The sequence below is a fragment of the Thalassolituus pacificus genome (genome assembly GCF_025318105.1).
In the GTDB taxonomy this organism is placed as follows: Bacteria; Pseudomonadota; Gammaproteobacteria; order Pseudomonadales; family Oceanobacteraceae; genus Venatoribacter; species Venatoribacter pacificus.
The window spans coordinates 28,604-50,322 of the sequence record NZ_JAOANI010000005.1; the positions used below are offsets into that span (position 1 = coordinate 28,604).

Below are 21,719 nucleotides of genomic sequence, written 5' to 3' on the forward strand. Positions count from 1 at the left end.
GGCCAACTGAACTGGCCGACTGAAAAAATTGGCCGGCACCAGATAACCGGCACTAAAGCATTTTCTGCATCAGCCGGACTCCCCGGCGCTGGTGCACAATAACCGCAGCAATATGGCCCAGCACCAACAGGGCCAGCAGCGCGCAGGCATAATGATGCAGCGCAGAGAAAGCCGCAGTCACCGCACCCGCCTTAAACAGAGGGGGCAGTTCCAGCAGAGCAAATACCGATACCGGTCGTTCCATCATACTGACACCACTGACCAGTACGGTGAGCACCGTGCCGTAGATCAACCCATGTCCATACGCGGCCAGCCGGACCTGCCGCGTGGTCAATGCCGGTGTCGGTGGTTTCTTGCGGGTTAATGCCAGCCATAAGCGCAATAGAAAAAACGGCATAAATACCAAAGTAAGGGCGACATTGAAGGTCCCCAGCCACTGTTCCAGCGCCTCAGGCAAGACCAGAAAAGCCAGCATAAAGCCCGTGACTGTCGCCCAGATGATCACCAGCGCCGACAGCCAGTGCAGCGCCCGGCGTATAGCGCTGTAGCGGCCTGCCCTGTCATAGAACTCTGTGCTGCCACATGGATTGGCGCTGCCATGCGGCCTGGAAGGTGTGTGATTACTTGCTGATAACTTATTCATCAGCACGTTATATCAGCAAAAGATGTACGCCAGATGAAATTCGATCTCATTTATGGCCAGTTTGGCCGTTTAGTTAATCCGCATGGCTGACGGCCACTGATTCCTTCCACCTCAAAATACCGATCGGTACCGTTCTGTAACGTATCGAACTATCCTCCTCGGCTCATTGACCGCCTATAAATAGCAGCTAAGTTTAATGAACCGCAGCGACTGAATGAGCGCAGGCTCTTAAGGCTCCGCTGAATTCCGGGCAAACGTACATTCCAGGAGGATTGCCCCGCTCTCTCAGGGGCTAACGCCATACGCAGGCAATGATTGCCTGCCGCAAGGACCTAACATGAGCAGCACCGCCAATCTGCCTACCATGCGCCGATTTTTTCTGGTTACCGGATTGATCGCTCTATTGCTGTGCAGCGTACTGGTGGCCTTACTTGAGAATCACAGCCGGGAAGATGCTTACAACCGGGCGTTTAATGAACTGGGTGAACAAGCGACCTTACGGGCCAACTACTTCAGCGAGACCCTGAACAAAGACAAAGATAAAGTTCGCTTCCTGCACAGTACTCCGCCTGTTAGTGGCATTGTCCGGGCCATGGAAAATAACGGTAAGGATCTGCTTGATAACACCACCAGTCAGCAGTGGAAGCAGCGCCTGCAAACCATCTTCAGCGGTTTTATTGCCGCCAATGCCGAAATCCGTCAGATTCGCTTTATAGGCCGGGAAGATAACGGGCGTGAATTAGTACGCGTTGAGCGTAAAAACGGCAACATCCGTATTACCGCCGAAGCTGATCTGCAGGAAAAAGGTCAGAGTGACTATTTTCTGGCTGCCAAAAATTTATATAAAGACGAAATCTACATATCCTCCATCAGTCTGAACCGTGAGTACAATAAGATCGAAATTCCGGCCTGGCCGGCATACCGGATAGCCGAGTCTGTTTTTGATTCTGACAATAATTTCTTCGGTTTTATTATCATTAACTTTGATGCCGGAATATTGCTTCAGAACCTGAAAAACGATACCCCGAAGAACATGCAGGTATTTTTATTAAATGCTGACGGCGGCTATCTGATACACCCGGATAAAAAAGAAGAGTTTCGCTACGAATACGATCCCGAAAGCAACTGGGAAAATGATGAAAACCCGGTAGCGGTAAAAAGCCATAAAAACATATTTATAAGTAATAAATCACCGGCAAAGAATACCTTTTACTACTTTTCTCAGCGGATATTTCTCGGCGGCCCTGGCAGCGATCACTTTCTTGATCTTCACACCGCGTTCAACAGAACCGACATAGAGCAGCAGATTCAAAGTATGCGCTTTAAAATACTGCTGCTGATTGCTGTGCTAATCAGCTTTGCTGCTTTTATCGCCTGGTTGTATCAGCGCCGTATCGACAGCCGCATGGCACTTCTGACAGAACGCTCGACGGCCCGCGCCATTATCAATCACTCAACCGATGCCATTATCGGTATGAACCCGGATGGAAAGATTGATAGCTGGAACAGCGGCGCGACGGTTATGTTTGGCTATCACGAACAAATGGTCATCGGTAAAACGCTGTTTACGACCATACTCGACAGCAATAATCAGCAGATTACTCCGCAGATCATCAGTGCAGTATTATCTGGCAAGGTGATTAACCAGTGTGAAACGCGTGCCAGAACCCAGAATGGCGAAAAACTGTATATTTCGGCCAGTATTTATCCCATTGTTATTGAACATAAAACGATTGGTTGCGCGATCAGCATCCGTGATATCTCTGAAAAATATGTCCTCAATGAAGAAATCGCCCGGATCAACTCCACCCTTGAAAGCCAGGTAAAAGAACGAACTCAGGCCCTGGAAATTGCCATTCAGGAAGCGCAGCAAGCCAGCCAGGCCAAGAGTCTTTTTATTGCCAATGTCAGCCACGAAATCCGCACACCCATTAATGGCATTATGGGCATGCTGTCATTACTCAAGCGCGAATGCAGCAGTGATAAGCAGCTGCATTATATTCGCATCGCGGAAAACAGCGCTTCAACACTGACCGCTCAGATTAACGATATTCTGGATTTTTCCAAGATAGGCGCAGATAAGCTACAACTGGAGCATACCGAGTTCAACATCAGTCATTTACTCAGCTCAATTGCCACCAGCATGTCGGTGCGGCCATTTGAATCCAATATCGAGTTTGTATTGGATAGCGCCGATATTAACCATACCCATCTTCTCGGCGATCCGGTCAGGGTCCGGCAGATTATTGCCAACCTTGTATCGAATGCGGTGAAATTCACGCCTGCCGGAGAAATCGTTCTAAAAGCCGGAACGCATGATGAGGGAAACGGCAATGTTCGTTTCTCCTGTTCGGTAACCGATACCGGCATCGGTGTTGATCCGGAAAAGCATGACGTGCTGTTTGAAGCGTTCAATCAGGCCGATAACAGTACGACGCGAAAATTTGGCGGCACAGGATTGGGACTCTCAATCTGTAAACAATTATGTGCATTGATGAATGGCAGCATAGATGTTATCAGCAGCAACGAAGACGGAACCAGCATCGCTTTCAATATTCTGCTCAGCATGAGTCAGGATCAGCCTCATTCGCTCGCAGTGGATAGAATATTCTCGGCTCAGCAATGGTTAATTGCCTGCCCGAATCACTCATTGCGATATTCACTGGAAAAAATCGTCCATTATCATGGTGGCGAACCGACCAACGTTGACAGTGCGATGCAAGCTGAAATGATGCTGAGTAATAATCCATCAGCCGATTATTTATTACTCGATATCGCCTGGCTGCGCGGATCGTTATTAAATGCGTTGCAGCTGGGTACTTTTCAGGGGCGTCTGATGCTGCTGGTGCCGCCCGGATATGCCCCGGAACTGCCATTATTTCCCCCACAACTGAAAGCCATCACACTTACCCGGCCAGTATCTCCGGAAGATCTGGAGCTCACTTGGCGCAAACAGATGGGCCAGGTTCTGCCAGAAACGAATCGCCAACCTGACAACAACCATTATTCATTCACTCATCCCGACGGGCGCGCCTATCGTATATTGGTTGTAGACGATAATGTGATTAACCAGGAAGTAGCTTGCGGCCTGTTGGCAAACCTTAATATGGATTCACTGACGGCCAATAATGGTCAGAATGCCTTAGAAAAGCTGCAACAAAGCAGCGATAAAGAACCCTTCGACCTGATCCTGATGGATTGCCAGATGCCGGTCCTGGATGGATTTTCTGCAACGCAAAAAATCCGTGCTGGTGAGGCCGGTGAGCGTTATTGCAACATCATTATTATTGCCATGACCGCCGGTGTAATGGATGGTGATCGTGAGAACTGCCTGCAGTCAGGCATGGACGATTATCTGAGCAAACCCATTGAAACCGATCGTTTTGAAAGCACGTTGCGTGGCTGGCTCAGCCGCATTAAAACAGCAGAAGCAGCGCAGCAACCAGACACAAAGAGAACGATAATGTCTGCAGAAAACGACCCAGACTCAGCGCTCAACAGCAACAACAATGAAAGCACCGGAAATAAAAGTAACGAAAATGAAAATAATGGCCGCAAATTACCTGCCGAAGTGGCTGGCCAATCGGTGTGGGATAGGGCTGGTGCATTACAGCGATTGATGAATAAAGAAAGTATTCTGACCCGCGTCGTGGAATTATTTATCAATACATCAGGGGAAACGCTGCAAGCCTTACAGGACGCACTGGCCGCTCAGGATATCAGCAGTATTCAGGCGCAGGCGCATACACTGAAAGGGGTCGCCGGGAATATTGGTGGTATGCAATTGATGGCCCTCAGCGGGTTGTTGGAACAAGCCGCCCGCGAACAGGACAACAGCCGCTTGCAAAGCCTCAGTCTGCATTTGCCGCACTGCTACAATATGCTGATGGAATCCCTGCAGGAAAATCAGCCGGAATAAACACTACTGGCCAAGACGCATGCGGTTAAAACACCTTAACTCCCTGCCGCCGGTGTTTTTTTCCTGCTCCGGCCTGCTGTGCTTTTACTTTTCCCGGCGCGACCTGCCCTGCTGACGCTCTTTTTCCCTGAGCTGTATTTGCGTCTGCCTGCAGTGTTCGCTGCACTTCCCGCTAACCCCGAAAACTGCACAGTATCCGCCGTCAGGGCTGAATGAATCAGCTGGTGCAGTTGTTCGGTCATCGGTTGCATAAAAGCAGCGTAATTCAAAGCTTTGTGTGCGATGTCCTGTAATTGCTTTTCCCAATGCGCCGTCATGTCCGGCCGCGTACTGGCCTCTGGCAACGCATTAATCAGTGTTTGTCCCAGTGCTGTCGCGCGAATGCTTTTGCCTTCTCGCTGTAAAAAACGGCGTTTAAATAACAATTCAATAATGCCGGCACGGGTTGCTTCTGTTCCCAGGCCATCGGTTTCTTTCAGAATACTTTTCAGGCTTTTATCCTGCACAAAACGACCAATCCCGGTCATCGCTGCAAGCAAACTGGCATCGGTAAAATGTGGTGGTGGCTGAGTGTGTTTTTCCTGCAGCAAAGGCTCTCCACTCCACAGTACCTGTCCTGCTTTTAACGGCGGCAATGGTGCTTTAGCGCTTGTCTGATTCTCTTTTTGCGGCAGTAATACTTTCCAGCCCGGCTTCAGGGTTTCCCGCTCAGTAGCGCTGAACAGACCACCAGCAATGATGAGACTGATTTTGGTATCGGCGTATTCATAGTGAGGAAAAAACTGCAGCAGATACTGGCGCGCAATCAGTGCATAGAGTTTTTGTTCGGTACTGTTTAAGCGTCCGGCAGGCAGTACTTTGGCGGTCGGAATAATCGCGTGATGAGCACCCACTTTGGCATCGTTCCAGGCCTGGCTGCGGATTGAACTGTCAGCCTGAGCGCAAGCCGTAGCCAGCGCCTCGCTGTGTGCACTCACAGCCGTTATAACCTGCTGCCGCTGGGCAAAGTGCTCCTGCGGTAAATAACGGCAGTCGGAGCGGGGGTAGGTAATTAACTGATGCTTTTCATACAGGCTCTGTGCTCCGTCCAGCACCTGCTGCGCGCTCATGCCCAGTGCTTTAGCTGCATCAATCTGCAACGCCGATAAATTAAACGGCAGCGGCGGTGCCTGCTTTTTTTCTTTACGCTCAACCTGTTCAACCTGTGCAGGTTGCTGACGAATACGGGCGGCGACATTGGCGGCCAGCTTCGGATTCAGCACCCGGCCTTCCTCATCCTGATGCGCGGCACAGGCATCACTCGGCTGCCAGTTAGCGTAGAAACTCAGTGGAGTGTCTGCGGTTAAATGAACAGCCGCCTGCACCTCGTAAAACGGTTTACTGATGAAATTATTGATCTCTTCATCGCGGCGAACCACCAACCCGAGCACCGGTGTCTGTACGCGGCCCACCGATAACACACTGTTCACTCCGCCCTGACGGCCTTTAATGGTGTAAGCACGGGTCAGATTGATGCCGTATAACCAGTCGGCGCGGGAGCGCGCCAATGCTGATACTGACAGCGGTACAAATTCCTGATTGGAACGCAGCTGCTGTAACGCCCTGCTGACAGCCTGTGGATTTAAATCACTGACCAACAGTCGCTGCATTGCCTGACGTTTGGCCGCGGGCACTTTCAGAAATTCAATAACCTCGTCCACCAGCAGCTGGCCTTCGCGGTCAGGATCGCCGGCATGCACCAGATTGTCGGCTTCTTTCACCAGTTTACGCAGCACGGTTAATTGTTTACGGGTTTGTGGTTTAGCCTGCAGCTGCCACTGTGCCGGTATAATCGGCAAATGATCGAGCCGCCATTGCTTAAAAGCCGGATCATAAGCATCCGGTTCTGCCTGCTCTAACAGATGGCCAATACACCAACTCACCACATCGCCGTTGGCGGCACGGATAAATCCTTCGCCCTTAGTGTGCGGCTTGGGCAGCACGGCGGCGATGGCACGGCCAAGACTGGGTTTTTCGGCAATAATCAGGCGCATAGCAAACAACTGTATTTTTATACAGCATCCATCATAGCCGAGCTGTTACCGCTCTTCCAGCATCAGGCCGCTCAACACAGGCTGGCATAGCAACAGCGGCCTCCCGCTTTATTTAACAAATCGCTCAGCAAAATATCTGTTCTATGCTGAAAACAGTCCGTTTTCAGGAAAAATCCCATGCGCAACAGTATCCGCACACAAATAATGCTCGCGGTTGGCAGCACCATTCTGGTGCTGCTCGCCCTCAGCGGTGTTTTTACCTACGAACAAGCACGCAGCAGCCTTGAGCAGGCCATCAGTGAACGCATTCAGGTTACCGGCGAGCGCGCCAGCCGCTACGTCAGCAGCTGGATCAGCAATAAAGGCCAGGTATTAAGCGGCACAGCCAAAGCGCTGCTTAACAATGAACGCATCCCGGTAATTGAGCAGGGGCTGGAATCCGGTAATTACATGTACCTGTATCTGGGCACCGATACCGGGGAAATGATCATGCGCCCGGATGATGAAATGCCGGACGACTATGACCCACGTACCCGCCCCTGGTATCAGCAGGCGATGGCCGAGAGACGCCAGGTGCTGACGCCACCTTATGTGGATGCCACGACTAACGAATTGATCGTAACCTTTGCCGAGCCACTGCGCGGCGGCGTGATCGGTGGGGACATATCCCTCGAGGCCATTGTAAAAGAGGTTCTGGGTATTGATCTGGGCGAAAGTGGTTATGCGGCACTGCTCGATAGCAAAGGTGACTTCATGGTTCATCCGGAGCAGAAATTACTGGGTAAAAACGTCTCCACCCTGCTGAGCGGCAGCACACAACTGCAACTGAACACAATCCAGCAAACCAGCTTCAATGATCGCAGCAGTCTGGTGGGCCTGTATTCCATTGATGGCACCGACTGGCGTCTGCTGCTGGTCGTCGATCAGGCCGAAGCCTTTGCCAGCCTCGCCACTCTGCGCTGGTCCAGCATGTTGATCGGCATACTCACCATTGTGGTGGTTACCCTGATCGCCGGCATGATCATCTCCTATCTGCTACGGCCTCTGGTGGTACTTAACACGGCCATGTCTGACATTGCTCAGGGGGAAGCGGATTTAACCCGTCGCCTGCAGGTAGATCGCAATGATGAAATTGGCGCCCTGAGTAACTCGTTTAATGTGTTTGTTTCTTCCATTCACGAGCTGGTATCGCAAAGCCGTGATTCATCCCACGAGCTGGATGGTATTGCCAAATCGGCGCGCGAAAATGCCGAGAACAACAACCAGGCGGTACAGTTACAACAGAACGAAATCAGCCAGGTGGCCGTCGCGGTTAACGAACTCTCTTCCACATCGTCGGAAGTAGCGACCAACGCGTCCGATACCGCCCATGCTGCGCAAAGTGCCACGAACGAAGGCAATAAGGGCATTCAGAATGCGCAGGAAAACAAACGCCGTATGGACGGTTTGTCACAGCAAATGGACAGCGCTACCGATGTAATCAACCAGCTGGATAATCAGGCGCAGCAGATCACCGGCATTCTTGCGACCATTCAGGGCATTGCCGAACAAACCAATTTACTGGCGCTGAACGCTGCCATTGAAGCGGCACGTGCCGGTGAGCAAGGACGGGGATTTGCCGTGGTAGCTGACGAAGTACGTACCCTGTCACAGCGCACACATACCGCCACCGGCGAAATTCAGGAAATGATCGACAGTCTGAAACACCACAGCCAGAAAGCCGTGGGCATTATGGAAACCAGTAAGCAACTGACCTCAGAAACCGCCAGCAGTGCGATACAGGTAACCGACAGCCTGACCGCGATTTCAGATGCACTGCACGATATTTCTAACCGTTCGCAAAGTATTGCCAACGCCTCACGCGAGCAGCATGCCGCCACCGAAGAGATCAGCCGCATCGCCACCGCGATTCAGTCGGCCTCCGACGATCTGGCCGCCAACGTTGAGCAGGCGACTCAGCAATCCCATCAACTGCACACACTCAGTCACGATATCAGTTCGAACCTGTCGCGCTTCCGCGTCTGAGGCTTGTCTGTGAGGCTTGTCTGTGAGAGGTGTTGCTGCCGGTTACAACAGGCCATGATCAATGGCCTTTAATACCGCCCGGGTACGGTCACGCACATTCAGTTTGGCCAGAATAAAGGACACCTGATTACGCACCGTGCCGGTCGATTTATGCAATGCTCCGGCAATTTCCTGATTGGTATAACCGGCCGCCACCAGTCTGAGAACCTGTAACTCTGCGGCGGTCAGCGGTTCATCTGCCAGGCCGCTGTCGCTATCAAACTCCAGCTCAAGCCGGTGCTCGCTGATTTTGCTTGTTACCGCCGGCTGCACCCACTGTCCGCCCTGATGCAGGGTTTCGATCGCGGCTAACAGTTCGTCCAGTGCAACGTCTTTACGCAGATAACCACGCGCACCACGGCGCATACATTCAAGCACCAGCTCATGGTCATCGAAGGTTGTCAGCACCAGCACCGGAATATGACAACCACGCTGATACAACTCCGCCAGCAGCTCGGTACCGCTCATATTAGGCATGCGGATATCCAGCAGAATAACATCCGGCTGATACTCTTCTATTACCGCCAACCCCTGTGCACCATCACTGGCCTCAGCCACCACCCGGCACAGCGGACGCAGATGCAACAACGTACGAATTCCCTCGCGTACCAGTTGCTGATCTTCAATAAGCACCACATTGATCATACGAGCAGTCCGTTATCCCAGGGTAAAGTCAGTGTGAGTTTTAAACCATGCCGGCCACATTCCCAGTCGCAGCGGCCACCGATAGCCTGCGCCCGCTCCTGCATCCCACGCATGCCATTTCCGGGCACCGGCAGCTGCCGCAGGGCGCCGTTATCTTCTACTGTGAGCTGCAGGCTGGCACCCTGTTGCCGCAGTACGATAGCCGCGCGGCTGGCCTGGGTATGACGCAGAATATTGGTCAGCGCTTCCTGTGCACAACGCAGGATCACCTCGGCGCAACGCACATCATCCATGATGAGATCCGGCGGAATCTGCAGCCATACCCGCGGACGCGGTACCGCCTCCAGCAGGGAGGTCAGCGCCTGACGTAAATCCAGACCGCGCCGCTCGCGGAATTCAGAGACGGCTTCACGCATATCGCTGAGCAACAGATGGGCAATCGTCCCGGCGCGGTCAATGGCATGATCACGGGGCTGCGCCTCGGTATGACGGGCAATCTCCAGCTGAATACTGAGTGCGGCCAGATGATGTCCCAGCAGATCGTGCAGTTCACGGGCAATCCGTAAACGTTCATCACGCTTGCTGGCCGACGATAACAAACTCTGCGTGGCTTTCAGTTCGCGCACCAGCTGCGACGCATATTCACGCGCCTGCTGTTCGGCCTGCAGGGTAAAACAGATATACAAAGCAAACAGATTAAACAGCGCATAGAGCACGCTGTTGATCAGTACGAAATCCTGATCAAACAGCAAGCCCTGGTATAAGCCGATCAGCAATGGCACCAATAATGCCGCCAGCAGACAACTGCGCCAGCTGAAATAGCGCGGCAACTGTGCAATCACCAGAATCCACAATACCGCGCTGATACCACTGCCAAATAACAGCATCAGCGACAGCGCGCTGACCATCGCCAACCAGAGCCATAACGGCGGCTGGCGGGCCTCACGCCAGGGCGGTAAGCGGGCCAGCACATTGGCGACTAAATTGAGTACAAAAAGACCGCTTACCAACAGAATCCAGCTTGTTGTGGCCGGAACACGGGTAACGGCCTCGACCTGACTGAGCCACAAGAAGATCAGTGTGACGGCCAGAAAGCCGATGGTAAGCCCTGCCAGCACGACGTCTGCAGCAATAATTATATGGGGTTTGATTCTGTTCACGGCGTCAGTGTGCCAGAGGCGCTGCTGTTGCTGAATAGGGCAAATGTCATCTTCTGCCGATCCGGCGCAACACCGGCGATAACGTGACATTTGCCACAAGCCGCCACACCAGCAGCGCTCTAGCATCGGTTTTCAACCATCGCCGGAGCCATGTATGCATCTGCTTAATTCTTTTTTGTTTATTCCTGTCGGCTGCAGCCTCTGCATGGCACCTCTGACTCCGGCACTGCATGCCAGTGAGACAGCGCCCGTTGAATACTGGCAACTGGAATACGGCGCCGGCACACTGCAGCGCTCAACACCCTGGCAACAGGCCGACAATCAACAGTTCAGCTTTCCCCTGGTATCCGCCCGTCGCGGTGGCTGGCGCTTAGGCGTCGACGGAGCGTTGCTGCAATATCAGTGGCAGCAAAACAACCTCAGCCTGAGTGGCGGCATCGGTTTGCGTGATGAGGTGTTCGACAGCCGTTTATGGGGCAAAGCCGACAGCCGCGACCCGGTATTTGATGGTTACCGCAGCAACGGTGGCGATACGACCCTGCAACTGCGCGGTGGCTGGGGCTGGCTGAATGGCGGCGTGGAGCAGGATATTTCGTCGCACTCCGGCGCCTTAACTGCCGATGCTGGCATTACCCTGCCGCTGTTTTATCTGCAGGGCGGTACACGCGCCCAACTGATTGCCGGTACCCGCTGGCTGAGCGAATCTTACAGCCGCTACGTGTATGGCATCAGCCCGGAACAAAGCAATGAGCTGCGCCCCGAATACCGCCCGCAACAGGCCTTTAACCCACAACTGACATTGCAGGCGCTGTGGCCTATCAGTCCGCAATGGCAGCTGCGCCTGCGCTGGCAGCAGGAATGGCTGGATGACACGCTGCAGGACAGCCCGCTGGTTGGTCAGCCAGTCAGTCGTCAGGCCATGCTGCTGCTTAGCTGGACCACGCCTTAGCAGGCTGTTGATTTTCTATCTGCGTTGCCACTGCAGTGTTAAAAAACGACTCAAAATGCTCATTTACGATCTGTAAACTGCGCTTTTTCGCCGCTTTTTGCCTTGCATTGACTGCCTCGAAAACGAAAATCAACAGCCTGCTAGGGCCTGAAGGCCTTTACTTCTGCGGTGACCAACGCACACACACCTGATCGCCGTAGTAGTTATCGGCATAGTTACAGATAGCTGAGTTACAAGCCTGCGGCGCAGACGGTGTTGCCTTCTGCCTGATCTGATGACGGCTCAAAGCCTTACTGACTATGTCTTTTACCTGTTTCATTGCGGTTGCTCCTGTTGGTACATCGGTGTGATCGAATAACCCCAGACTAAGCCTGCCCTATTAATAGGGGAAATCGTATTTCCGTTAGGTTTCTATTTATTTTAACTATAAATACGAGAATCCACTCGCCGCCCTCTTTTCCATCCCGGAAGTCTATATCAAAAAAAATTGATATAGATTTGCAGTGCGTCTACACTGCCCGTCATGAATACAACGGCCCTCAATCCGGAATTACCCATCGCAGCCGACATGAGCCTGCAATCATTGGCGCGTGCGGCTAAAGCCGCTGGTGATCCATTGCGTATGAGTATTCTGCAATTACTGGGTCAGGGGGCGTTTGGTGTGCTGGAGTTATGCCAGGTGTTTGGCATCAAACAATCAGCCATGAGCCACCATTTAAAGGTGTTGGCCCAGGCCGGACTGGTAAGCAGCCAGCGCGAAGGCAACAGTATTTTTTATCGTCGTCCACTGCTGACAGCCGATGACCACTGGAGCCGCTGGCTGAAGTCGCTGTTCACCGCCATTGATGCCGCCACCTCCGAGCTGAACAGCCACGCAGTTGAGCAGGTATTGAGCGAACGCGCTGAAGCCTGCGCGGAATTCTTTGCCCGCCATGCCGGTGATTTTAAAGAACAGCAGGATCTGATTGCATCATGGGATCAGTATGGTGACGCCCTGACGACCATTCTTGCCTCACTGACCGCACAGGCAGGAAAAGCCGCCAACACTGGCTACGCTCTGGAAATTGGTCCGGGTGAGGGCGCGTTTTTACCGCAACTGGCCCGCTGCTTCGGCGCAGTTGCCGCGCTGGATATCTCGCCGGATATGCTCAGCAAAGCGCAGCAGACGGTCAGCCGTGAAGGGCTGCAGAATGTCCGTTGTGTATTAGGGGATACCAGTACATTGCGGGCAGAACAAGACGGCCGGTTTGATTTTGCCGTCGCCAATATGGTGCTGCACCACGTGCCGGCACCGAAAACGATTTTCACCGATGTCGCTCAGCTGTTGCGCGATGGCGGTACGTTGCTGGTCACCGACCTGTGTCGTCACGAGCAGGTCTGGGCCAGAGAATCCTGCGGCGATTTATGGCTGGGATTCGAGCCAGCGGATTTATCCGCCTGGGCGCAGGAAGCTGGCCTGAGTGAAGGCCAGAGTCAGTTTTTAGGATTAAGGAACGGGTTTCAGATTCAGTTCCGTTTGTTTTACCGCGCAGCAGTTAACGGCCGGAAGTAACGGCTGAAACCCGCGCGCTAACCATTATCAAGAGGGCTTACTATGAGCGAATATTCGATTTTTACCTCCGAGTCGGTGTCTGAAGGCCACCCGGATAAAGTTGCCGATCAGATTTCAGATGCCGTACTGGATGCGATTATTGCCCGCGACCCATACGCCCGCGTTGCGGTTGAGACTCTGGTAAAAACCGGTATGGCCGTGGTTGCTGGTGAAGTGACCACCTCCTGCTATGTTGACCTCGAAGACATCGTGCGTGATGTGATTACCGGTATCGGCTACAACAGCTCTGACGTTGGCTTTGATGGCCAGACCTGTGCGGTTCTGAACGGCATTGGTAAGCAGTCAGTCGATATTAACCAGGGCGTTGACCGTGCTAAGCCTGAAGATCAGGGCGCCGGTGATCAGGGCCTGATGTTCGGTTATGCCACCAACGAAACCCCAAGCCTGATGCCAGCGCCGGTGTACTACGCTCACCTGCTGGTACAGCGCCAGGCAGAATTGCGCCGTAATGGTACCCTGCCGTGGCTGCGTCCGGATGCCAAATCTCAGGTCACCATTAACTGGGAAAGCGGTTCACCCAAAGTAGACGCCGTCGTTCTGTCGACCCAGCATGACCCGAGCATCAGCCTCGAAGACCTGCGCGAAGCCGTGCTGGAAAACATTATCAAGCACGTACTGCCAGAAGAATGGCTGCACGCTGACACCCTGTATCACATCAACCCGACCGGTAACTTCGTGATTGGCGGTCCGGTGGGCGACTGTGGTCTGACCGGCCGAAAAATCATTGTTGATACTTACGGCGGCATGGCGCGTCACGGTGGCGGTGCATTCTCTGGCAAAGACCCATCCAAGGTTGACCGCTCAGCCGCGTACATGGGCCGTTATGTCGCCAAAAACGTGGTGGCAGCCGGTCTGGCTGACCGTTGTGAAATTCAGGTGTCTTATGCCATCGGTGTGGCTGAGCCAACGTCTATTTCGGTCAATACCTTCAGCACCGGCAAGGTATCGGATATCGAACTGGCGAAAATCATCCGTTCCGTATTCGATCTGCGTCCGTACGCCATCCAGAACCAGCTGGAACTGCTGAACCCGATGTATCAGCTGACGGCCGCCTATGGCCACTTCGGTCGCGAGCCGTTCGAAACCAGCTACACCTATAAAGAAAACGGCGAAGAGAAAACCAAAACCTTCACCGCTTTCACCTGGGAACGTACCGACAAAGTCGACGCCCTGAAAGCAGCGGCTGGCCTCTGAGCTAACGTACACATTTAACGTAGGGTGGGCATTGCCCACCACAACTCTGGTGGGCTGTGCCCACCCTACAGATAGCGGAGAAAGTATGAGCACATTCACCGATTACAAAGTTGCCGATATGTCCCTGGCCGACTGGGGCCGTAAAGAAATCAAAATCGCTGAAAGCGAAATGCCGGCGCTGATGGCGCTGCGCCGTAAGTACAGCGAGTCCAAGCCATTGGCTGGTGCGAAGATCATGGGCTGTATCCACATGACCATTCAGACCGCTGTTCTGATCGAAACCCTGATTGATCTGGGTGCCGATGTGCGCTGGTCTTCGTGCAACATTTTCTCTACTCAGGATCACGCCGCCGCAGCCATTGCTGCAGCGGGTATTCCGGTATTCGCCTGGAAAGGTGAAACCGAAGAAGAATTCCTGTGGTGTATCGAGCAGACCATTCTGGCGGAAAAAGACGGCAGCACCCCATGGGATGCCAACATGATTCTGGATGACGGCGGCGACCTGACAGAGATGGTTCACGCCAAATACCCGGCCATGCTGAACAGCATCCACGGTATTTCTGAAGAGACCACCACCGGTGTTCACCGTCTGCTGGAAATGTTGGCCAAAGGCGAGCTGAAAGTACCGGCGATCAACGTCAACGATGCCGTGACCAAGTCTAAAAACGACAACAAGTACGGCTGCCGTCACTCCCTGAACGACGCCATCAAACGCGGTACCGACCACCTGCTGAGTGGTAAAAAAGCACTGGTTATTGGTTACGGCGATGTGGGTAAAGGTTCTGCCGCATCTCTGCGTCAGGAAGGCATGATTGTTAAAGTCACCGAATGCGATCCAATCTGTGCCATGCAGGCCTGTATGGATGGCTACGAAGTGGTTTCTCCTTTCAATGGCGGCATCAACACCGGCACCGCCGAAGGCATCAACAAAACCTTGCTGGCCAACACCGATCTGCTGGTCACCACCACCGGTAACGTCAACGTCTGCGACCAGCACATGCTGGCGGCTCTGAAGTCCGGTGCGGTGGTGTGTAACATCGGCCACTTCGATAACGAAATCGACACCGCATTCATGCGTAAAAACTGGGAGTGGGAAGAGATCAAGCCACAGGTACACAAGGTTTACCGTGACAAAGCCGCTGACGACCATCTGCTGCTGCTGTCTGAAGGTCGCCTGGTTAACCTGGGCAACGCTACCGGTCACCCGTCACGCATCATGGATGGTTCTTTCGCCAACCAGGTTCTGGCGCAGATTTATCTGTACGAGCGTAAGTTCGCCAGCATGATGGAAGCCGAAAAAGCCGAAAGCGTGTACGTGAAAGTACTGCCGAAAAAACTGGACGAAGAAGTGGCCAAAGACATGGTGGAAGGCTTCGGTGGTGTGATCACCCAGCTGACCCCGGCGCAGGCAAAATACATCAACGTACCGGTTGATGGCCCGTTCAAGCCAGAAGCGTACAAGTATTAATAACTCCGCGGGCTCTGCCCGCGAAAAATACTGAAGTTATAACGGCCACAACAGGCTCAGGGGCTCCGGCCCCTTCCTGCGTCATCGCGAAACAGACGGCAAACGCCGCAGAATACGAGGTCAGCATGACCACTTTAAGTTTTGAGTTTTTCCCGACCCAGACCGAGGAAGGCACCAGCCGGGTTCTCGCCGTACGCGATGAACTGGCGGCGTTTAATCCGGAGTTTTTCTCGGTCACCTACGGTGCCGGTGGTTCCACCCGTGGCCGTACCTTTTCGATGGTCGAAGCCATTCAGCAACGGGGCATTGCCGCCGCGCCGCATTTATCCTGTGTTGGTGACAGCACCGCCGATTTGCGTGACCTGCTGCAACGCTATCAGGCGCTGGGCATTAACCGCATTGTCACCCTGCGTGGCGACCTGCCATCCGGCTCCGGCCTGGCCAGCAGCGAACTGCGTTACGCCAACGAACTGGTGGAATTTATCCGCAAGGAAACCGGCGACCATTTCACCCTTGAAGTGGCGGCTTACCCGGAAATGCATCCGCAGGCGAGCAGCTTTGAGAAAGATTTGGAAAACTTTGTACGCAAAGTAAAAGCGGGCGCCGACAGCGCCATTACCCAGTACTTTTTCAACGCCGACAGCTACTTCCATTTTGTTGATCGCGTGCGCGCGATGGGCGTGGACATCCCGATTATTCCGGGCATTATGCCGATCACCAATTACAGCAAGCTGGCGCGTTTTTCCGACAGCTGTGGTGCCGAAATTCCACGCTGGATCCGCAAGCAGCTGGAAGCCTACGGCGACGACAGCGACAGCATTGTGAAATTCGGTGAAGAAGTGGTTACCGACATGTGCCGTCGCCTGCTTGATGGCGGTGCACCAGGTCTGCATTTTTACACCCTGAATCAGGCTAAACCGAGCCTAGCGGTGTGGAAGAATCTGATCTGATGCTTTCCTGCTCAGCCGTTTTTCGGCTGAGCTTTTACATTATTCGGTCAGTTATCACTAAACCCGCCCATCAGGAGTACTTTTCTCTGCGGGTACGGAGAAAAACTCCCCCACAACAGGCTGGATTCCTTTAGTGTGAGCAGTCCCTGAGATACACTCTGCGGCTGATCTGAGGAGTCAGCATGAAAATCGCCTTCTTCGCCGCCCGGCGTATTCACCAGCAATATTTCGACCGCCTCTGCCACAGCCTGCAGGTGCAGGATACCGATGCCTGCGTTATCTGGCATAAATCCCTGTGGCTTGATTTGCGCTGGCTTACCCAGATTCCCGGCTCCCATGCAGAGCTGGCTCAGGTAGTGGACGATCATCTGTGTGAGAAGAAGAACAGCCGTAAAGGACGCAGCCGCAGCGCCGGCTACTGGCGTAATTTCCGCCGGGTAAAACTGGCCGAAGCACATCTGCTGTTTGCCATTTACCGCCAGTCACTGAAAAACAGCAAAGCCAGCCATATGGTGTTATGGAACGGTCTGAAATTCCGCCAGGGGGTTGTGATTGCCGCGGCAGAGTCACTGGGCATCAAAGTACTGGTCATGGAAAACGGTCTGCTGCCGGGTATGACCACCCTCGACCGTCAGGGCGTTAACTTCCTCAATTCGGTACCGCGCGATCCGGCGTTTTTTATTGCCCAGTCCGACAACAGCAACCTGCCACATGAGCCTGTTCCCGAGCGTCCGGATGACCTGCCCCAGCATTACATCTTTGTTCCGTTCCAGGTGAATACCGACAGTCAGGTTGTGCTGTTTTCCCCCTGGCTGCAGGATATGTTCGCCCTCACCGAGGCCTTGCTTACCGCTGAAAAAAAACTGGGTGAAAAAATGCCCTGCGTGGTGCTGAAAACCCATCCGGCCTGCGATCAGGATTACAGCGAACTGGCACAGCAATTAACTGCAAAGTCGCGCAAAATTCAGCTGCGTACCAGTGGCGATACCCGCGCGCTGATTGCCCATGCCGATGCCGTTGCCACGATTAATTCCACCGTGGGCGTCGAAGCCATTATCGCCAATATCAATACACTGGTGCTGGGTCAGGCATTTTATAATCTGCCCGGCCTGACGCTCAGCGCACAAAGTCAGGACGAACTGGAACTGCAACTGCTGCAGCTGGCGCACTTCAGTCCTAACCCGACCATCCGCCAGGGCTTTCTGAGCTACCTGAAGAACCATTACCAGATTCCGGGACGCTGGCAGGATGCCGACGATGCGCATCTTCAGGCCGCCTGTGCGCACCTGTTGCGCGAGGTAAAAGCCCTTGGCTAAGCACCTGTTTATGGCCTCTACGCCATTCAATGTGCTGACCGCCGCGATGGTTGCCTTCGAGCTGCCACAAGGCGATGTGGCCGAACTCGGTCTGATTGATCAGACCAGCACCACTGCCACCTTCCGTGAGGCGTTACTGAGCTGGCAGAACAGTCCGTTCGCGAATATCCGCCTGCTATCAGAAAAGGCGTCCGGTAAAGGCAAACGCCGCCAGCGGCTGCAGGGCTTCCGGCGCATCCGCCAGTGCCTGCAGGAACTGCAGCCAGACTGGATCTATACCGGCAACGACCGCCGCATTGAATTTCAGTTTGCCATGGCCCACAGCAACGCCCGTGGCGTGTATCTGGATGATGGCACTTACAGTTATCTGGGGCGCAAAACGCACTGGCTGAAAGACCGGGTGCTGGACAATATGGCCAAGAAAGTGGCCTACGGACGCTGGTGGAAACAGCCTCCGGCCATCGGCGCCTCGGCCTGGATTGATCACTCGATACTGGCGTTCCCGAATTCCGCCCTGCCGATTCTTAAGAACAAAACCTGCAAGCCTCTGCCGAATAATCTGCAACGCCCGGAGTTCGCACAACTGGCGCGGATCTGCCTCGGCGAACAGCCTATGACTCTGGGCACGCTCGATGGCTTGCTGTTGTTGCCGCACAGCTCGGTGATGTCAGATCAGCAGCAAGCACTTGGGCAATGGCTGGATAGCTGTGGTGCAGACATTGCCTACAAGCACCATCCGCGTACCAGCAGCGAGCTGCAAAGTGCAGACATGGCGGTCAGGCATTGGCAATTGCCCGCGCGGGCATGGGCGGTGCCTGCCGCCATTCCGATGGAAATGCTGTTACCTATGCTGCCACAACACTGTAAAATCAGCGGCGACGTTTCCACCGCGCTGCTGACCGCCAAATGGCTCAGGCCCGAGCTGGACGTCAGTGCGGCGGTGCGGGCTGATACCGATGCCAGCTGGCAGCAACTGCTGACCACGCTGGGTATCCGGCTGACAACCTCCCCAATCTGAATGACCGCGTTGCCAACGCAGCGCCATTAACGGCTAACACGAAGACCATTATGTTGCATAAAACACTGCAGTACTGGGCACACCGCCTGACCCGCAAAGGGCCGATCCGTTTGGCGATGACACTGCTGGTGCGTAACGAAATCGATATTATTGAAGACAATATCCGATTCCATGCGGCGCAGGGTGTCGACTGTTTTGCGGTAATGGATAACGGTTCAACCGATGGTACCCGCGAGCTGCTGGAAACGCTGAAAAGCGAGTTTGACCTGCACGTTATCGACCAGCCAGCGCAGAATTACCAGCAGGCTTTATGGATGACACAGCTGGCAGAGTACGCACGCACAGCGCTAAAAGCCGATCTGGTGATTTCCAACGATGCCGATGAGTTCTGGCTGGCCGCCGAAGGCACCACTTTAAAAGATCATCTGCACGCCGATGATTCTGTGATAACACTCAAGCGCCGCAATATGGTGCTGACCGAAGAATGCCAGCAGCCCGGTTACCATTACAGCCAGGCGCAGTACGCGGTAAAAAATCCGATCCTGTACAGTTCCGACACCCAGATTAATGACACGGCGGTTTCTATGTTGCTGGTAAAAATCAGCCCTAAAACCATCGTCAATCCGCACGGCCTGATTAAACTCAAGGGCGGTAATCACCGCGCGAAGCATGGCTGGCGTTGGGTAAATGCGCGCGAAGACAGCGGCATTACGGTGTACCACTACCCGATCCGCAATTATGCTCAGTTCGAAGCCAATATTATTAACCGCCAGCGCTTATTACGCGACACCAATGCGCGCATGGGCGACCATTACCGGCGCTGGGTAAAACTGTATGAGCAGGGCCTGCTGGAGCAGGAGTTCGGTAAATTTATCCTGTCGGCCAGTGATATTGAGACCACCAGCCGCATCGGCCTGACAGAAAAATGCCCTGCCATTGTTAACGCATTTGAACGCAGCCTGAACCGTCCTGTCTGAGGGTGGGACGCTTTGTCCTATATAAAATACTGATGTAACTCCCACGCTTGCGGCGAACCGCGTTAAAATAGCGTTTCATCCGGATTCGTCCATGGAGTGGAAACGATTATGACGCAGGAGTGTCTGTGACCAACATCAGAGAAACCATGCTTAACCTGAAAATGCCCCGGGCACCACTATTCTGGATTGCCCTGCTGTTGCTGTTACCCCTTGCCCTTGAGCTGACCTACTCCGATTTTGTCCGCGAGGGTGAATATAATTCGCGTATTGGCTGGTCGTTTATTCTGGCAACCCTGGCCTACCTGTTGCAGAAGCGCCGCTTCATTGCCCTGATCCTTCTGCCATTCGCTATTGGCGGAAGTCTGGATATTGGTTACGCAGTATCATTCGGCGGGGTCTTTACCACCGCAACACTGGAGGCGGTTGCTTACACCGACAGCAGTGAAGTCTCTGAATTTGTTGCTGCCTACTCCTCCATGACGTTGACCTCCTGGTTGTTACTGCACTGGAGCATTTTTTTCCTGGGCCTGCGCTTTATGCGCCCGGCGGAAGGGACTGGCAGCAAAACCCGACGTATAACCATGGTGCTTGGTTTTATTCTGATTGCCGTTGTTGCTTATCGCACGACCGTAATGGGACGTTTTCACGATACGATTCCAGGCGTACTTGGCACTGTGCCTTCTTACCTGAGAGGCAGTGTATCCCTGCAGGAAGAATTCGAGCGGCGCCAGACAATGCTGCGAGAAACCGACATCAAAGCTGCGCTGAAAGACACGCAACCACAGACCCATATTTTTATTGTTGGTGAATCGGCAAGCCGCAACCATATGGGTATTTATGGTTACCAGCGTAATACCACGCCATTCCTGAGCAGCATTAAAGATGAACTGGTGGTGTTCGATAACGTCATCAGCAGTCATGCCCAGACTCAGGCTTCACTCCGAGCAGCTCTTACGGCAGCAAGTGCCGATCAAGGGGGCCAGTACCGCGATGCCCTGAGTGTTATCGATGTTGCCAATCTTGCCGGTTATGAAACTTGGTGGATTTCCAATCAGCAGCCGCTGCGCGCAACCATTGCTTCTATCGCCCATCAGGCCGATCACCCTTATTACATCAGCAACGACTTTAATGGCGTGGAAGTGAACCGCTATGACATCTTTATGCTGAACCGGATAACTGAAGCTCTGGCGAACCCGGCGCCATACAAAGCCATTTTTATTCATATGATGGGCAGCCATGCCCAGTATAAAAACCGTTATCCGGATGACTTTATGGTCTTTAAAGATGCCGAGGTCAACGCCTACACAGAAAACCCCAGCCAGAGTGTCATTGACGTGATTAACGAGTACGACAATTCCATTCTGTTTTCTGATTTCTTCCTGCAGCAGTTATTCTCGCTGGTTAAAGAAAAACAGAGTGGCGCGCTGGCAACCATTACCTACTTCTCTGATCACGGTGAAGAGGTTTATCGGCAGGCCAATCTGAAAGGACACAGTCCGGATAACCTGACTGCGAATATGTTCGAAATTCCTTTTGTGTTCTGGTCATCGGATTCGCTGCGAACAGCCAGCTACAGAGCGCATCAACACAGTCCTTTTATGCTGGACAGTTTCTATCATTATGCTTCTGAAGTGATGGCTATAGACTCCGCCAGCACCAATCCGGAAGCCGCACTGATTTCAGACCAGTATCAGCCGCCCGCTGTACGAATGGTCTATAAAACGCGCTATGATACGCAGCTCAGAAATAGCCAATAATCTGACCGAAATCA

General features: G+C 53.4%; 16 protein-coding genes. 11 read left to right on the top strand and 5 right to left on the bottom strand.

Going from position 1 to position 21,719, the window contains the following annotated elements; all coding sequences use genetic code 11:
• Positions 1–52: 52 nt before the first annotated feature.
• On the bottom strand, positions 53–643 hold the full coding sequence (locus NYR02_RS01600; RefSeq protein ID WP_260974647.1) for a cytochrome b: 591 nt from the start codon (positions 641–643) through the stop codon (positions 53–55).
• 337 nt (positions 644–980) lie between these two features.
• Here NYR02_RS01600 and NYR02_RS01605 point away from each other — a divergent pair, with 337 nt between their 5' ends.
• Positions 981–4,562: an ATP-binding protein gene (locus tag NYR02_RS01605; RefSeq protein WP_260974648.1), complete on the top strand. Its 3,582-nt coding sequence runs from the start codon at positions 981–983 to the stop codon at positions 4,560–4,562.
• 35 nt (positions 4,563–4,597) lie between these two features.
• On the opposite strand, the gene NYR02_RS01610 is transcribed toward NYR02_RS01605, so the two are convergent.
• Positions 4,598–6,595 carry a DNA topoisomerase III gene (locus NYR02_RS01610; protein ID WP_260974649.1) on the bottom strand — a complete coding sequence of 666 codons (1,998 nt, stop codon included), beginning with the start codon at positions 6,593–6,595 and terminating at the stop codon, positions 4,598–4,600.
• A gap of 177 nt (positions 6,596–6,772) precedes the next feature.
• Here NYR02_RS01610 and NYR02_RS01615 point away from each other — a divergent pair, with 177 nt between their 5' ends.
• Positions 6,773–8,620 (top strand): HAMP domain-containing methyl-accepting chemotaxis protein, encoded by a 1,848-nt coding sequence (locus NYR02_RS01615; protein ID WP_260974650.1) that lies wholly within the window; start codon positions 6,773–6,775, stop codon positions 8,618–8,620.
• 42 nt (positions 8,621–8,662) lie between these two features.
• Here the strand turns inward: NYR02_RS01615 and NYR02_RS01620 are convergent, their stop codons facing one another.
• Complete coding sequence (locus NYR02_RS01620) at positions 8,663–9,304, bottom strand: response regulator transcription factor (protein WP_260974651.1); 642 nt, start codon at positions 9,302–9,304, stop codon at positions 8,663–8,665.
• Entirely contained in the window at positions 9,301–10,422 is a 1,122-nt protein-coding gene (locus NYR02_RS01625) for a sensor histidine kinase (protein WP_260974652.1), read from the bottom strand. Before NYR02_RS01625 ends, NYR02_RS01620 begins: the two co-directional genes overlap by 4 nt.
• Positions 10,423–10,618: 196 nt before the next feature.
• Between NYR02_RS01625 and NYR02_RS01630 the strand changes: the two genes are divergently transcribed.
• Positions 10,619–11,413, top strand: coding sequence for a MipA/OmpV family protein (locus NYR02_RS01630; protein WP_260974653.1), 795 nt, complete (start codon positions 10,619–10,621; stop codon positions 11,411–11,413).
• A gap of 157 nt (positions 11,414–11,570) precedes the next feature.
• Here the strand turns inward: NYR02_RS01630 and NYR02_RS01635 are convergent, their stop codons facing one another.
• Positions 11,571–11,732, bottom strand: a complete 162-nt coding sequence (locus tag NYR02_RS01635; protein WP_260974654.1) for a hypothetical protein — start codon at positions 11,730–11,732, stop codon at positions 11,571–11,573.
• A 204-nt stretch (positions 11,733–11,936) separates the two neighbouring features.
• On the opposite strand from NYR02_RS01635, the gene NYR02_RS01640 reads away from it, so the two are divergent.
• From NYR02_RS01640 to NYR02_RS19480, 8 genes are all read left to right on the top strand, one after another.
• Positions 11,937–12,965, top strand: coding sequence for an ArsR/SmtB family transcription factor (locus NYR02_RS01640; RefSeq protein WP_260974655.1), 1,029 nt, complete (start codon positions 11,937–11,939; stop codon positions 12,963–12,965).
• A gap of 42 nt (positions 12,966–13,007) precedes the next feature.
• A complete protein-coding gene (metK, locus tag NYR02_RS01645) occupies positions 13,008–14,219 on the top strand; it encodes a methionine adenosyltransferase (RefSeq protein ID WP_260974656.1) in 1,212 nt (403 codons plus the stop codon).
• An 85-nt stretch (positions 14,220–14,304) separates the two neighbouring features.
• Entirely contained in the window at positions 14,305–15,687 is a 1,383-nt protein-coding gene (gene ahcY, locus NYR02_RS01650; protein ID WP_260974657.1) for an adenosylhomocysteinase, read from the top strand.
• Positions 15,688–15,812: 125 nt separating this feature from the next.
• Positions 15,813–16,637: a methylenetetrahydrofolate reductase [NAD(P)H] gene (metF, locus tag NYR02_RS01655; RefSeq protein WP_260974658.1), complete on the top strand. Its 825-nt coding sequence runs from the start codon at positions 15,813–15,815 to the stop codon at positions 16,635–16,637.
• 182 nt (positions 16,638–16,819) lie between these two features.
• A complete protein-coding gene (locus NYR02_RS01660; RefSeq protein ID WP_260974659.1) occupies positions 16,820–17,953 on the top strand; it encodes a capsular polysaccharide export protein, LipB/KpsS family in 1,134 nt (377 codons plus the stop codon).
• Entirely contained in the window at positions 17,946–18,971 is a 1,026-nt protein-coding gene (locus NYR02_RS01665; protein ID WP_260974660.1) for a hypothetical protein, read from the top strand. The genes NYR02_RS01660 and NYR02_RS01665 overlap by 8 nt, the downstream gene beginning before the upstream one ends.
• Before the next feature lie 50 nt (positions 18,972–19,021).
• Complete coding sequence (locus NYR02_RS01670; RefSeq protein ID WP_260974661.1) at positions 19,022–19,948, top strand: glycosyltransferase family 2 protein; 927 nt, start codon at positions 19,022–19,024, stop codon at positions 19,946–19,948.
• Positions 19,949–20,073: 125 nt separating this feature from the next.
• Complete coding sequence (locus tag NYR02_RS19480) at positions 20,074–21,705, top strand: phosphoethanolamine transferase (protein WP_260974662.1); 1,632 nt, start codon at positions 20,074–20,076, stop codon at positions 21,703–21,705.
• The last annotated feature ends 14 nt before the right edge of the window (positions 21,706–21,719 follow it).